General features: G+C 64.7%; 13 protein-coding genes. 5 read left to right on the forward strand and 8 right to left on the reverse strand.

Going from position 1 to position 12,403, the window contains the following annotated elements; all coding sequences use genetic code 11:
* Positions 1-88 precede the first annotated feature (88 nt).
* Positions 89-943 (reverse strand): sulfurtransferase, encoded by an 855-nt coding sequence (locus F0Q45_RS08650; protein WP_149653549.1) that lies wholly within the window; start codon positions 941-943, stop codon positions 89-91.
* Positions 944-1,096: 153 nt separating this feature from the next.
* Between F0Q45_RS08650 and F0Q45_RS08655 the strand changes: the two genes are divergently transcribed.
* Complete coding sequence (locus F0Q45_RS08655) at positions 1,097-1,579, forward strand: hypothetical protein (RefSeq protein WP_262490920.1); 483 nt, start codon at positions 1,097-1,099, stop codon at positions 1,577-1,579.
* 254 nt (positions 1,580-1,833) lie between these two features.
* Here the strand turns inward: F0Q45_RS08655 and F0Q45_RS08660 are convergent, their stop codons facing one another.
* Positions 1,834-2,232, reverse strand: coding sequence for a nuclear transport factor 2 family protein (locus tag F0Q45_RS08660; RefSeq protein WP_188112842.1), 399 nt, complete (start codon positions 2,230-2,232; stop codon positions 1,834-1,836).
* 91 nt (positions 2,233-2,323) lie between these two features.
* Here F0Q45_RS08660 and F0Q45_RS08665 point away from each other — a divergent pair, with 91 nt between their 5' ends.
* Entirely contained in the window at positions 2,324-2,920 is a 597-nt protein-coding gene (locus F0Q45_RS08665) for a TetR/AcrR family transcriptional regulator (RefSeq protein WP_149653551.1), read from the forward strand.
* A 204-nt stretch (positions 2,921-3,124) separates the two neighbouring features.
* On the opposite strand, the gene F0Q45_RS08670 is transcribed toward F0Q45_RS08665, so the two are convergent.
* From F0Q45_RS08670 to F0Q45_RS08680, 3 genes are all read right to left on the reverse strand, one after another.
* The gene (locus tag F0Q45_RS08670) at positions 3,125-4,669 is read right to left on the reverse strand and encodes an FAD-dependent monooxygenase (RefSeq protein WP_149653552.1); all 1,545 of its coding nucleotides are present in this window, start codon (positions 4,667-4,669) and stop codon (positions 3,125-3,127) included.
* Entirely contained in the window at positions 4,662-6,272 is a 1,611-nt protein-coding gene (locus F0Q45_RS08675; protein ID WP_149653553.1) for a Na+/H+ antiporter, read from the reverse strand. The genes F0Q45_RS08670 and F0Q45_RS08675 overlap by 8 nt, the downstream gene beginning before the upstream one ends.
* A gap of 61 nt (positions 6,273-6,333) precedes the next feature.
* Positions 6,334-7,404: a DUF5685 family protein gene (locus tag F0Q45_RS08680; RefSeq protein ID WP_149653554.1), complete on the reverse strand. Its 1,071-nt coding sequence runs from the start codon at positions 7,402-7,404 to the stop codon at positions 6,334-6,336.
* A gap of 186 nt (positions 7,405-7,590) precedes the next feature.
* Here F0Q45_RS08680 and F0Q45_RS08685 point away from each other — a divergent pair, with 186 nt between their 5' ends.
* Both F0Q45_RS08685 and F0Q45_RS08690 read left to right on the forward strand, forming a co-directional pair.
* The gene (locus F0Q45_RS08685) at positions 7,591-8,031 is read left to right on the forward strand and encodes a protease inhibitor I42 family protein (RefSeq protein ID WP_149653555.1); all 441 of its coding nucleotides are present in this window, start codon (positions 7,591-7,593) and stop codon (positions 8,029-8,031) included.
* Positions 8,032-8,239: 208 nt separating this feature from the next.
* The gene (locus F0Q45_RS08690) at positions 8,240-8,935 is read left to right on the forward strand and encodes a mycothiol-dependent nitroreductase Rv2466c family protein (protein WP_262490921.1); all 696 of its coding nucleotides are present in this window, start codon (positions 8,240-8,242) and stop codon (positions 8,933-8,935) included.
* Between the two features lie 68 nt (positions 8,936-9,003).
* Here F0Q45_RS08690 and F0Q45_RS08695 read toward each other — a convergent pair whose 3' ends face one another.
* Both F0Q45_RS08695 and F0Q45_RS08700 read right to left on the reverse strand, forming a co-directional pair.
* On the reverse strand, positions 9,004-10,008 hold the full coding sequence (locus tag F0Q45_RS08695; RefSeq protein WP_149653557.1) for a tocopherol cyclase family protein: 1,005 nt from the start codon (positions 10,006-10,008) through the stop codon (positions 9,004-9,006).
* The gene (locus tag F0Q45_RS08700) at positions 10,005-11,267 is read right to left on the reverse strand and encodes an alpha/beta hydrolase (RefSeq protein WP_149653558.1); all 1,263 of its coding nucleotides are present in this window, start codon (positions 11,265-11,267) and stop codon (positions 10,005-10,007) included. The genes F0Q45_RS08695 and F0Q45_RS08700 overlap by 4 nt, the downstream gene beginning before the upstream one ends.
* A 93-nt stretch (positions 11,268-11,360) precedes the next feature.
* Here F0Q45_RS08700 and F0Q45_RS08705 point away from each other — a divergent pair, with 93 nt between their 5' ends.
* A complete protein-coding gene (locus F0Q45_RS08705; RefSeq protein WP_149653559.1) occupies positions 11,361-11,732 on the forward strand; it encodes a ClpX C4-type zinc finger protein in 372 nt (123 codons plus the stop codon).
* 339 nt (positions 11,733-12,071) lie between these two features.
* On the opposite strand, the gene fdxA is transcribed toward F0Q45_RS08705, so the two are convergent.
* Positions 12,072-12,395, reverse strand: a complete 324-nt coding sequence (fdxA, locus tag F0Q45_RS08710) for a ferredoxin (protein ID WP_149653563.1) — start codon at positions 12,393-12,395, stop codon at positions 12,072-12,074.
* Positions 12,396-12,403 lie beyond the last annotated feature (8 nt).

Here is a 12,403-nt window from a genome sequence, read left to right on the forward strand (position 1 = left end):
ACAACTACACCCGCAGCTCGCGAAACGATGCCCGATCTTTCACCGGGTCAGTACCTTAGCGGACGCCACCGATGTGATAGCAACATGGCTACTCGGCGCCGCGAGCAATCGGAAGGGTCGGGTCCGCACTCCACTCAGACCATGACCCAGGATAGAGTGCCGCTCCACAGCCGAACGCGGCGAGCGCCGCGATAGTGACAGCAGCGGTGACACCTGAGCCGCAGTAGACGCCTACCGGGCGGCGGGGATCGATGCTGTGACGGGACAACAGTCGGGCGAGCGCGGCAGCGTCGAGAAACGTTCCGTCCCCGGCGAGCACGGTACTGCTGGGCAGGTTTCTGGCGCCGGGAATGTGACCGGCAACCGCGTCTACCGACTCGATGTCGCCGCGAAAGCGCTCGGGTGCGCGTGCATCGAGCAGCATCATGTTCCTTGCCTGGGATTGCCGCGCCGTTAGGGCCGGTTGACTTCCGGTGTACAAATCCTGGTGGCGCACGGTCGCATTCCCCGGCTCGGGCACCACTGGCCCGATATCCATGGCCGCTTCCGCTGAGCGCCAGGCGTCGAGACCACCATCGAGGATGCGGACGTTCGCGATCCCAGCCGCGCTCAACACCCACCATGCTCGGGCGGAACCGGCCCGATTCCAGTCGTCGTAGACCACGACCAGCCTGTCCTGCTGTATTCCCCAGCGGCGTGCGGCGGCCTGCAGCTGTGCCCCGGAGGGCAGCGGGTGACGGCCGCGACCGACCACCCTGTGGTCGCTCAGTTCCTCCTCGAGCGAGACGTATACCGCTCCGGGTAGGTGGCCCTGCAGGTAGGCCGAACGCCCGTCGGGTTGGTCGAGTCGCCACCGCACGTCCAGTATGGTGACCGGCTCGCCGGCCCTGATCAGCTTCGCCAGCTCCGTGGCGGTGATCAGCACCTGGTCTCGGCAGCTCACCGGTTCACCTCCTTGCCGTTCGCAGCAGAGCATCCTCGGCGGCCACGCCGAGCCTATCGACCGGCCGGCAACTAGCGGCTTAGGGGGTTAGCCATGGCCATGGCTCGACAAACGATAGCCTCAGGGGCACAAACTAAAGTAGGTAGTCGAAACATGGCGCGCTGGTTACTCAACGGGCGAACTTTGGCACCGTGGCTTGGCGCCGGCCTGATCATGGCTGTCGCGACGTCAACACCCGCCCAAGCGATGCCTAACACGCAATGCCCACTGGCGACGCCCGTCCAGGAAGTGCGCAGTGTGACACAGCTACCGCCGCAGCTGCTCAGACTGCTGCCGCCCATTGCCGATATCGGCGCGCCCTTCAACAAAACGGACGCGGCCACCGATCCCTCGTTGCCGTTTCGGCGCCTGATTCGTGCCGGCTTCCGCGGCAGCGACTGGTTTGTTTGGTACGAACACGGCGGTATCGCCTATTTCTGGCAGGCAGTGCTGGTGCGCGTGGTACCAGGTGCCGAGACCAAGACATTGGCGAACGCGGGAACCGTCTCCGACACGCTGTGCACGCTCACCGACGGAACCTTCGCCGGCCAAGTTCCGCCCTATCCGCAAGGCAGCTGGGCCGAATCTTCCTACTAGAGCAGTAGTTCCTCCGCGCGGAGCGTGCGCTGGGCTGCGTTGTGTGTTTACTGCTGGCGGGGACGCGCGGGACGGTGTCGCCGTGGTTGCAGCTTCAGTGCATCGGCTTGTGACGAATATGGCTGCAGGGCAACGATAGACGCCTGTGACGACCAGTCTCAATGCCCGTCGACCGGGCCGATGTGCGATCTACCACAACCAGAAGATCAACACGGAGATCAAGCGCTCACCCATCGCCTGCGATCACGGAAAATCTAGGCCGCGCTAGTGGTTGCCAGGGCGGTCAGCAGCGATCTGTCGAAGAAGATGTCGTCGCGCGCAATCTTGCCGTCGCGGAGCACGAGGATGTCGATGCCGCGAATGTCGACACGGCCTGGACCGGTGCGGAGCCGAAAGGTGGCGTTCCAGGTCACTGCGGCACCGTCGCTACCGTCGAACGGAAACACTTCGCACGTCGACCAGGTCATCTCCCAGCGTTCGAAAAGCTTTGTGAGATAATCACGCAGCGCATCGTGACGCTGAATATCTCCTCTGGTGTTGGGATCACGGTAAACGAACGGCTCGTCGTACCATGCCACGACATCGTCGACATCGTGGCGGTTCCACCCATCCAGGCAGTCATCGGAGAGACGCCGCCACTCGGCTGTGTTCATGGTTGCACTCCTTTCAGGGAAAGCTGTCACCATTTTAGAGGGAACTCTCTAAAACTATCAAGGTCGGTCTGAGTTCGAGCACAATGTAGGGATGCCTCGGCCACGCCAACACGACACTGACGTGATGCTCGACGCCGCGCGCTCGATCGCACTGGAACGTGGGGCGCGCGCAGTCACCGTCGAGGCGATCGCCGCCCAAAGTGGCGCCCCGATGGGTTCGCTTTACCACCGTTTCGGCTCGCGCGACAAGATTCTGACCGCAGCCTGGGACCGAGCGCTGCAACGCTTCCAAGGCCCGTTGCTGGAAGAGTTGCGCCGAAACAATCTGCGCGAGGCGGCCCTTGGTGCCGCGCGGTGGATCATCGGTTTCGCTCGCAGCCAACCTCACGATGCCCGTCTGCTGGCTGCCTTTCGCCCGGCGGATGTGTTGACAGACCCCGATACGCCCGAAGCACTGCGCCTTGCCAGCGGCAACATCGCCATCCGTGACGCCATCAGCACACTCGCCGGCCAATCCGGCGCCCCTGATCCAGCCCGCGTCCGAGAGCTGATTTCGCTGGCTGTCATCGATATCGCCGGCGGTGCGATCCGCCGACGCCTGCTCGATGGTGCGTCGGTCTCGACGGCATTTGAAGCCGACGTTCTCGCTGCCGTGGCCGCCGTTATTGACCGCATTCCCGCGCGCTAACCGCGCCGAACCTCGAGAATTTATTGGCATCCCACCGCCGTTTCGCGTGGTGTGACCTGCGCAGCAAAGTCGTCGAACATTTGTGGAGACGGGGTCGCCGACGCGACCGGGAACCCGATTACGCCGCGCACCGCGACGTGGACGTGGTTGCTGGGTCGCCGAATTCGACCTCGCCCGCGGTATTTCTGGTCTGTGGCGTTGAGCTCAGACCGCTGCTGACCCTGACGACGACCGCCCCTGGCAACCGAACCAGCGACCCAGCGCCGCGCGCAGGCCATCCTCGGCAGTCGGCCCGGATGTGTCGGTCGCCCAGACGACGTAGCCATCCGGGCGGATCAACATGGCCGCGGCGGGCGGGTCCGGAATCGAGGCTGGGATCACGGTGACGCGATCGGCCCAACCGGGTACCGCCGCTGCCAGGCCACCGGTGAGGTCGAGCAGCACTGGCCGCGCGTCGTGCAGTAGCTCGTCGACCCGCTGTCCGGCAGCCGTCATCAGATCGGGCACGACTCGTCCCGACAGCGGGTGGTCGTCGCCGACGTCATAGCTGACGTCCGAGCCGGCCAGCAGTGCCGCCAGCTGCTTGGTCACCTCGGGGATAGTGAACAACTCGCCCAGCACCGTACGCAGGGCGGCGACTTCCGGTCCCGGGGCCATCAGCGCGGTCTGGGCTAACGTATGCATCATCACCCGCTGGCCCACCGGGTGGCGTTCGGACTCGTAGGTGTCCAGCAATCCCTCCGGGGCCCAACCATTGATCTGGGCGGCAAGCTTCCAGCCGAGGTTCATCGCGTCCTGCAGCCCGAGATTCAGGCCGGGGCCGCCCATCGGACTGTGCACGTGCGCAGCGTCGCCGAGCAACAAAACCGGCCCGCGGCGGTAATGCTCAGCATGGCGGGTGTGCTGGCCGTTGACTCGGCGAAGAGCGTGTGGCCCAGCGCCTTTCGGTGCCGTAAGCGGGATGTCCACACCGATCACCCGGCGAACGCTGTGACGCAGTTCGGCCAACGTCATTGGCTCGTCGCCGACAGGCGGACCGAATTCGATGGTGCCGAGCAAAGACCGGCCTGGTTCGAAATCGGCGAAAAGCAGCCCACCGCGGTCGAAGCGGCTGTGGCCATGCGGAAGCCTACCCAGCCCGGGGATTACGACGTCGCCTTCGGCGCTGCGGAGCTCGTCCGGGATATGCACGTGAGCTAGCCTGCCAATGGTCGGTGATGTGCTCCCGGGGAAGGCGATTCCCAACGTCTTGCGCACCAGGCTGCGGCCGCCGTCGGCACCTACCAGATAGCTCGCCGCGATGTCATAGTCGTGTTTCGGCGCGGATACTTCCACCGCAACAGATTCCGACCGGGACTGCAGATCGGTGAGCGTATGCCCCCAGCGCACATCCACTCCAAGGCCACGCGCCCGCCGTTGCAGCAGCTCAACCAGTCTGGGCTGGGGTATGAGCATCGTGTACAAGGAGTTGTCGCGCAGGCCATTCAGATTCAGTGGCATAGCGGCGAACATCCATCCGGTTGACGGTTGGGGCCGACCGGCGTCACCGCTGAGCTCTTGATACAGGCCACGCATGTTCAGCATCCGAACGATCTGTCCGACAAGGCCGTTGGCTTTGGGCTCGGGACTGGGCCCGGGTAGTTTGTCAAGCACAATTGGCCGGATCCCGGCCAAGGCGAGTTCGTAGGCCAACATCAGCCCGTTGGGCCCGGCGCCCGAAATGACGATGTCGACGTGCTCGTCAGCCATGCGCTGCCTCGTTACCGCGCGCCGACGGGTCGAGAAGTTGCACTTCTTGTAGATCCATCTCCGCCTGCACTTCGCGCAGCACGATGTCGTCGATAAGGTTTTGGTTGCGCAGCGCGGTGATGGCATTGCGCTGGTGCTCGAGCACACCCAGCCGGACGCGGCGAATCAGATCGCTACGCTCGGCCAGATCGTCGGTAGCGGCGTCGTCACCATTGGCCGTCACCAGCTCAGCGCGTTCTTGGTACTCCCGGCCGAGGTGCTTGACGATGTCTGGACCGACCCCTAGCGCGCGGGCAACTTCCGGCAAGGCCGCACCGGCGGCCGCGGCGCTGCGAGTTCGAGCCAGCTGCAATTCGTCTGCGTGCGTGGCATCTTCAGGCACTCGAGCCCAATGGACCACAGCGGGTAGTGAACTGCCCTGCACCAGAACGGTGACGAGAATGACGACCGACACGACGAAGATGATCAGGTTGCGGTCCGGGAACGGGGCGCCGGAGTGTGTGGTCTGCGGAACCGCCAGCGCCGCGGCCAGCGAGACCGCGCCGCGGAAACCGGCCCAGCTGGTGACACTGCGCATGCGAAAACTCACGTAGCGGGTGGGCTTGTGCAAGGACTTGTCCAAAGCCAACCCCAGCAGGCTAGTCAGCTCTACCCAGATGATCCTGGTGGCGATGACCACACCCGTCACCGCCAGCGCCAGTACTGTGGCACGTCGGAGTCCGCCGTGGTCGCTGCAGATGTGGCCAATCGCGCCAGGGATCTGAACCCCGACGAACACCCACAACGACCCATTAAGGACGAAAGTCAAGATGTCCCAGAACGCGAAGGTCTGCAGGCGCGAGCGCGCCCGGATCACCCGCGGCCCGGTGTAGGCGAGCACCAGAGCAGAGACGAGAACCGCGACCACGCCGCTGCACCCCAGCGATTGAGCGAGCAAGAACGCCGCAAACGGCGTCAGCAGGCTCAAGGCGCCCTCCTCGAGAGGTGCGTCGATGCTGCGGCGCAGCATCGTCACCAGCCCGCCGACCAGTAGCCCCGAGATGATGCCACCCAGATAGGAAAGGACGAAGCGGCCGACGAGGGCGGCCGGACCAAGTTCGGCGGCGCCTTCGGCGACGGCAACGGTTACTGCGAACAGGACCAGCGCGGTTCCGTCGTTGATCAGGCTCTCGCCCTTCAACACGGTGAGGGTACGACGCGGTAGCCGTTTGGCCAGGCCGGCCACCGCGGCGGCGTCAGTGGGGGAGAGAACCGCTCCCAGCACCGCTGCTGCGTGTGGCTCCATGCCGAGCGCTCGCCCCGTCCATGACACGGCGACCGCGGTGGCGATCACCAGCCCGACGCTGAAGGCGATGATGACGCCTAGATTCCAACGGATCTCGCGGAAGCTGGTGTTCAGACTCTCCCAGTAGAGGATCGCCGGGAGGAATAGCAGCAGGACGATCTCTCCGTCGATTTCGACTGTGCCCAAGCTCGGGATCAGACCCAGCAGCGCGCCCAACAGGATCAGCAACACGGGGGGACCCACGCGGTAGCGCCGACCCAGCAGGGTGCCAAGGACCACGGCGGCGACGAGCGCAACGATGACGACGAGGCCGAACATCAGCCCATTTTCCGGTACGGGCTAGTCGCGCGCACGGCGGCCATCGGCCAGGCTAATCCCATTAGGAGCAGTCGCAGCAATCCCCGCAATCGCAGCAGCTGTCGCAGCAACAGTCACACTCGCAGTCGCAGCAGCAGGCGTCGGTGCAGGTGTTCCAGCAGCCCTGTTTGCGCTCGGGCTCGGGAATGGGAGGCAGCTCCTCGGGAGTGCCGGGATAGGAGCCGGCGCCCATCGCCTGATTGCCGAAGTTGATGCCTTCCTGCTCCCCATGGGGTGTGCCGGCCCCGTTAAACCTGTGGGAGATAGCGCGGCGCACTTCGCGGGTCAGTAGCCGGCGGACCAGCCGTCCGTCGGTGAACTCCACATCGGCCAGGGCGAGCTCGATACCCAGCGCCGCGTCGTCGCATAGGGCGCGGGCCTCCGCCAACGAGGACCGGGTGGCTACCAACGGATTCCACTTTCCGCGCGCCACGTCGTCGTGATAGTCCTCGACAGCATCGAGCAGATGCGCAACCCGCCCGAACAGCCGTCCAGCCTCACGCAGCGGCGACTCGTTGCCAGGACGGCCGGCCAACACTGCAGTGTGGCCGAACGCTGCAGCGACGGCCGTCTCGGTGGGCTCGGTCACCAGCAATAGCGAGCTGCCCGGGCCCGCCGTCGCCTCGAGGCGGGACTGGCGCTCCATCGCGGCCACCAGCACGCCGGCGTCGAATCCCAAAACATGCCCGGCGTTAACGCCCTGGCGCTCCCATCGCTGGGCGATGCGCCGGGCCGCGGGGCGCACCGCGGCCGCACCGACCACGCCGTCGCGGTCGTCAATATGATCGCGCACCCGCGCAGTCGCTAGCGCCAAGGACACCACTGCAGCTAGCCGCACGCACTCACCGGTCGCCACGTCCGCGCGCCGCATTCCGCGCAGGGGGCATGGCCCTGCGGTGCGTCGCGCGGGAGAGGCCTCCAACTGCGCTTCTACCAGCAGGGAGACCACTAGGCCGTCATAATTGGTGGCGATTCGCGCGGTCTGGCCATAGTCGTCGCGCAGGGCCAGGCACAGGCCACACAGTTGGGCGCGCCAGGCTGTGGTGAGCTCGGTGCCAAGTCGATGACGGCAGGGCCGAATGATGCCAAACACGGATAGAAGCTACCGGACGGAGCCTCACTTGTTGCGGTGGTGCGCGGCGAGCGTAACGGCGTGGCGAAAAGTCGCGCGCAGTTTCTCCGTGGCGCTACGCTCGGCGCGCCGGAAACCCCACGCGCTGATGTCTTGCTTGTGCCGGTGGAGGGCTAAGCTGCGAACCCGGAGCAAAGGGTGGTGTTCATGAAGACCGGACTTACAGCGATCGTCGCGATGCTCGTCTTGGCGGTGGTGTTAGGTGGCACGGGCTGTGCCAAGAAGACGAGGCCGCCGGCTACCAAGAGCATCGAAGTGCCGATGGAGGAAGTGTTAAAGCACGGCGCCATCGAACGCGATGTCACGTTAGCGGTCGGTGACACGCTGAAGGTCACGTTGGGGTCGAATTACACCACGCCCTTCCGCTGGGCGGAGGACACGACCATCGGCGACACCACGATCGTCAAGCAAGTCAGTCACCAGTATGTGCGGCCCGACACCGACATGATGGGAGCACCCGGTACCGAGGTCTGGACTTTCTCGGCGCTCAAGCCCGGCTCCACCACCATCGCCACCGGGTACGCCAGCTTCGTCGGTGGTGACAACGCGCCCACGTGCACCTTCACCGCCAAAGTCATAGTGCAATAGCGGACTAACTGGTGGCCAGCGGCGGTTCCGCAGGTGACTGGCGCCGAGATCGACGTTACCGTCACACCTCTCTCGCGCGGATTGTGTTGACGTCGATCTCGACGCATGTCGGATGGGCGCTGGCCTCCAACAGAACGACCCTGACGAACTTACGAGCAAGACCACTACGCTAACTAGCAGCACCAGAGCCGCGGTCGAAAGGTTAGGGGTGACGAGCTCAGTCGTAGATTTTCACTTTGATCCGATGTGCCCCTTTGCCTACCAGACTTCGGTCTGGATCCGCGACGTCCGAGCGCAATTGGGACTCACTATCAATTGGCGATTCTTCAGCCTGGAGGAGGTCAATCGGGTCGAGGGGAAGAAGCATCCCTGGGAGCGGGAGTGGTCCTACGGTTGGTCCTTGATGCGCATCGGCGCGTTGCTGCGCCGAACGGATATGTCGTTACTCGACCAGTGGTACGCCGCGGTCGGTCGTGAACTGCATACCCTCGGCGGCAAACCCCACGATCCCGCCGTTGCGCGACGCTTGCTGAGCGACGTCGGTGTCGACCCGGCGATTTTCGATGCGGCCCTTGCTGATTCGACTACTCACGACGAGGTCCGTGCCGAACATCGGCGAGTTGTCGACGCCGGCGGATACGGGGTGCCGACGCTGTTCATCGACGGGCAATGCTTGTTCGGTCCGGTGCTGGTGGACCCTCCAACTGGCTCTGATGCCCTCAAGCTGTGGAATGTCGTCGTCGGTATGGCGGAATTGCCGCACGTCTACGAGCTGCAGCGGCCCAAGTCGGCTGCTGACGCCGAGCTGATCGCCCGCAGCCTGCGCCCCTACCTAGACGGGCGCGACTGGGTCAGCATCAACCGCGGTCAAGTCGTCGACATCGAGAGGCTGGCCGGACGCTAAGTCCCAGACGATTTGGCCGCAACCGTAAGCTCCGCTGGTGTAGGCAGTTGTCTGTCAGCTCGGTGCTGCTATCGGCCCGGGCGGCTGCCGATCTCGAGACCCGCCAGCTCGCTGGTGCCGTCGAACACCACCCGACCGAACTTGCGCACGGTGCAACGAAGCCGCCCGGCAAGGTGCTCAAAGTCGGTGTCGACGTTGCGCCGCTCCGCGGGCAGTGGCACCGGCAAGACGTGCGGATGGCGGTCGGGGGCGTCTCCGTCAAGCGCGATCTGGTAAAGCGGTGTGAATGCGCGCACGCGCCAGCGCCCATCGCCAACCTGAGATCGGACCAACGCCGGCGGTGTCAAGCGGATCACCTCGCTACCGAGGCGCACGGCCACTCCGGTGACATCGTGGCGGATCGGGCCGAGCTGAAGAAGCCCACCCGAGAACGCGACCGAGATGTCGGCGTCGTCGAAATCGTGCGCCTGTCCCCACCACCAGCGCTCCGGAAAGCCCGCGCCCCAGTTCCGTTCGGCGTAGAGCTCGGCGGTGTCGAACGACCAGGTTTCACCGCTAACTGTGACTGTGCCGCTTGCTTTTCCGCCCAAGCGGTAGGGGTGCCAGTATTGGCTGAGAAACGGAACGGACGAAAAGAGTCCGCCGCCCCCAAAGGCTTTGGGCCACTTGAACGGATCGGCGAATCGCAGATTCAGCTGGATGTCGTCGAGGTCGATCTGGAGCCCGTCGGTGTCCGCCACCAAATGGCCCGCCGGGTCGGTCCCGGCGTGGACGGAGAAGGGAGCGGATTCGGTTTCGGCACCGTCCAAGGCCGCCGAGTGCACAATGCCGCCCGGATGCACGGCGACCGCGACAGTGGCCCAGTTCCCCTCCGGATGGCGATTGACGCTGCACAGGCTCACGACGACGCGCCCCAAAACGCTATCGGTGAGGCGCCAGAACCAGCCCTCCATTGCACAGCCATGGGACGGCAGCGGATTCCCGAAAGGTAGGTCTGCTCCGGTGCTTCGATATGCATCGACCATGCGCTTGGCGACGCCCTCGGCGGCCCATCGCAGATATGCGGCGGTCATCGGTGTTGCGTCGCGTAGGTCTCGGCCAGGAACTGCTCTACGGCGAGTGCCGCATGCGCGGCTCGAACCGACCCGAAGATGTCGAAAGCATGCTGGGTCAGCGGCAGTTCGGCATAGACCACCGGCTGGGCGCTGACCTGCCGCAGCCTGGTAACAAACGCACGCGCCTGCTCGACGGGAACCAGTGAGTCGTTGCGGCCATGCAGCACGAAAAAGGGGGGCGCGGCTGCGGAAACATGGTTGACCGGTGACGCGGTGACAAACGGCTGCAGGTTCGTCGCAGGGCGTTGCTTGAGCACAGACTTCACCAGCAGCCCGGGCATCATCGGATGCATCGCGTCGTCGAAGCGGGTGAAGTCGTAGACACCATAGAACGGCACGGCAGCCTGCACTCGGGTGTCGGCATCTTCGAATCCGGGCTGGAACTGCGGGTCGTTTGCCGTCAACGCTGCCAGCGACGACAGATGGCCGCCGGCTGATCCGCCGGTGATGGCGATGAAGTCAGGGTCGCCGCCGTACTCGCCGATGTGCGCCTTGACCCAGGCCAGGGCGCTCTTGACGTCGATAATGTGATCGGGCCACGTGTTGCGCGGGCTGTGGCGGTAGTTGATCGCCACGCAAACCCAGCCCAGTTCGGCGAGGTGGCTCATCAAGGGATGGGCCTGCCCGCGCTTGTTGCCGGTCGTCCAGGCGCCGCCGGGAATCTGGAAAAGCACCGGCGCTTTTCCGGACCGATCCAGGTCGGGACGTCGCCAAATGTCGAGGTGGTTGGCCCGGCCGTATTCGCCGTAGCTGATGTCGCCATCGTGGGCGTAGTCGCGGTAGATCCGCAGCATGCGCAGCGGTCCAGGGGTCTTGGCGGTGCCATCGCCAGCCGGGCGACACCACAGCCCGGCTGAGTCGGTGCGGCGACCGGTCCCCAGGCTGCTGTCCAACGCCGCGGTCAGCGGAACATTAGCTCGGTGGCCTGAGCGGCTGAAGTTGAGCAGCCCGACCGCCGAGATGGTCGCAACCAGCCATGAGATCGCTCGCACCGGCCGGGTTAGGCGGCGCGCCGTTAGCGCCAGCCCGCCGATCTGGCTGGCCAGGGTCGGCAACGGGAACTCGGTGACGACCAAGCCGAAGATCCACGACCACAGCGATGGGAAGCCCTTGCGAGCCAACGGCTTGTATGCGTTGAGCGTGGCAGTCGCCGTCACCGCTGCCACTCCCACCGCGCCGATTTGCCGAAGGATGTGGACGAACTGAGCTCTGCCCATGTAGCCACCCTACTTAGCCGGCCTTCCCAGTAGCTTGTCAGGATGGCCCTGACGCCGTACCCTTGTCAGGAAGGGCTTGACAAAGGAGTGGCGATGTGTACTCGCGTCAAACCGGCCGCACAAATCTGGTGCTCGTTTTGCGGGAAGTCCAACACTGAGGTGGACAAGCTGGTGGCGGGTCCCGGCGTGCACATCTGCAACGAATGCGTCGCGGTCGCCGACGGGATCATGGAAAAGCACGCAGACAAGCCGGCGCAGCTTCGGCTACCGGTGTGGGAGTCGATGACCGACAAGCAGATGCTCAGCCATATCCCTCGCATGGCGATTGTGGCTCGGCAAGTCGAAACCGATCTGCGATCTTGGGTCCTGGAGCTTCGTCGCCGTGGCGTGACCTGGTCCGCAATCGGTAGGGCGCTTGGTATCGCCCGACAGTCCGCATGGGAGCGATTCTCCGGCGACGGCTAAGACCACGCGGGCAAGAGGCTCGAGACGGGGTTGGACAAGCAAGCCACCCAGCGTGCTTCCCGATACTTGGCTGACGCTCAACACCTTTTCGGCGGCGGCCGGGTCGTGGGGTCGTTGTGATTACCTGCCCGCGACTACTCTGGTTGTCGCCAATAGTTGGGCACAGCGTGCAATGCTTCGGCCGCAGACATGTTGTGTGTGCGCTGGCCCGTGACCTCGCTGAGCGCCAGGGCGTTGCGAAACCCCGCACGGTTAATCCATTCAGCCCCTTGGCAGTAGCGGCGTTGGTCCGGCGCAGGGCTGTCTATGCAGCGCGCCGATTGCGCACCAACCCGCGAGTTACGCTTCCGCCTTGGTGGGCATGCACTTCACTGCGTCCGGGTCATTTTCGGTCATGCCGATTTTCGAGGCGCCCGCAGGTGATCCGAGCTCGGCGAAGAAGTCGGCGTTGATCTGGCTGTACTCGCTCCACTCGCCGGGCAAATCGTCCTCATAGTAGATGGACTCCACGGGGCACACCGGTTCGCACGCGCCGCAGTCGACGCATTCGTCAGGGTGGATGTAGAGCATCCGGGCGCCCTCGTAGATGCAGTCGACGGGGCATTCCTCGATGCACGCCTTGTCTTTGATGTCGATGCAGGGCTCGGCGATCACGTATGCCACTGACACTT

The sequence above is a fragment of the Mycobacterium simiae genome, assembly GCF_008370645.1.
GTDB lineage: Bacteria > Actinomycetota > Actinomycetes > Mycobacteriales > Mycobacteriaceae > Mycobacterium > Mycobacterium simiae_A.

What these genes read in the sequence shown, in the direction of transcription:
- F0Q45_RS08660 (WP_188112842.1), bottom strand. Translation starts at nt 2,232, where the DNA reads ATGAACACAGCCGAGTGGCGGCGTCTCTCCGATGACTGCCTGGATGGG.
- F0Q45_RS08655 (WP_262490920.1), top strand. Translation starts at nt 1,097, where the DNA reads ATGGCGCGCTGGTTACTCAACGGGCGAACTTTGGCACCGTGGCTTGGC.
- F0Q45_RS08675 (WP_149653553.1), bottom strand. Translation starts at nt 6,272, where the DNA reads ATGTTCGGCCTCGTCGTCATCGTTGCGCTCGTCGCCGCCGTGGTCCTT.
- F0Q45_RS08700 (WP_149653558.1), bottom strand. Translation starts at nt 11,267, where the DNA reads ATGGGCAGAGCTCAGTTCGTCCACATCCTTCGGCAAATCGGCGCGGTG.
- F0Q45_RS08705 (WP_149653559.1), top strand. Translation starts at nt 11,361, where the DNA reads ATGTGTACTCGCGTCAAACCGGCCGCACAAATCTGGTGCTCGTTTTGC.
- F0Q45_RS08695 (WP_149653557.1), bottom strand. Translation starts at nt 10,008, where the DNA reads ATGACCGCCGCATATCTGCGATGGGCCGCCGAGGGCGTCGCCAAGCGC.
- F0Q45_RS08670 (WP_149653552.1), bottom strand. Translation starts at nt 4,669, where the DNA reads ATGGCTGACGAGCACGTCGACATCGTCATTTCGGGCGCCGGGCCCAAC.
- F0Q45_RS08685 (WP_149653555.1), top strand. Translation starts at nt 7,591, where the DNA reads ATGAAGACCGGACTTACAGCGATCGTCGCGATGCTCGTCTTGGCGGTG.
- F0Q45_RS08665 (WP_149653551.1), top strand. Translation starts at nt 2,324, where the DNA reads ATGCCTCGGCCACGCCAACACGACACTGACGTGATGCTCGACGCCGCG.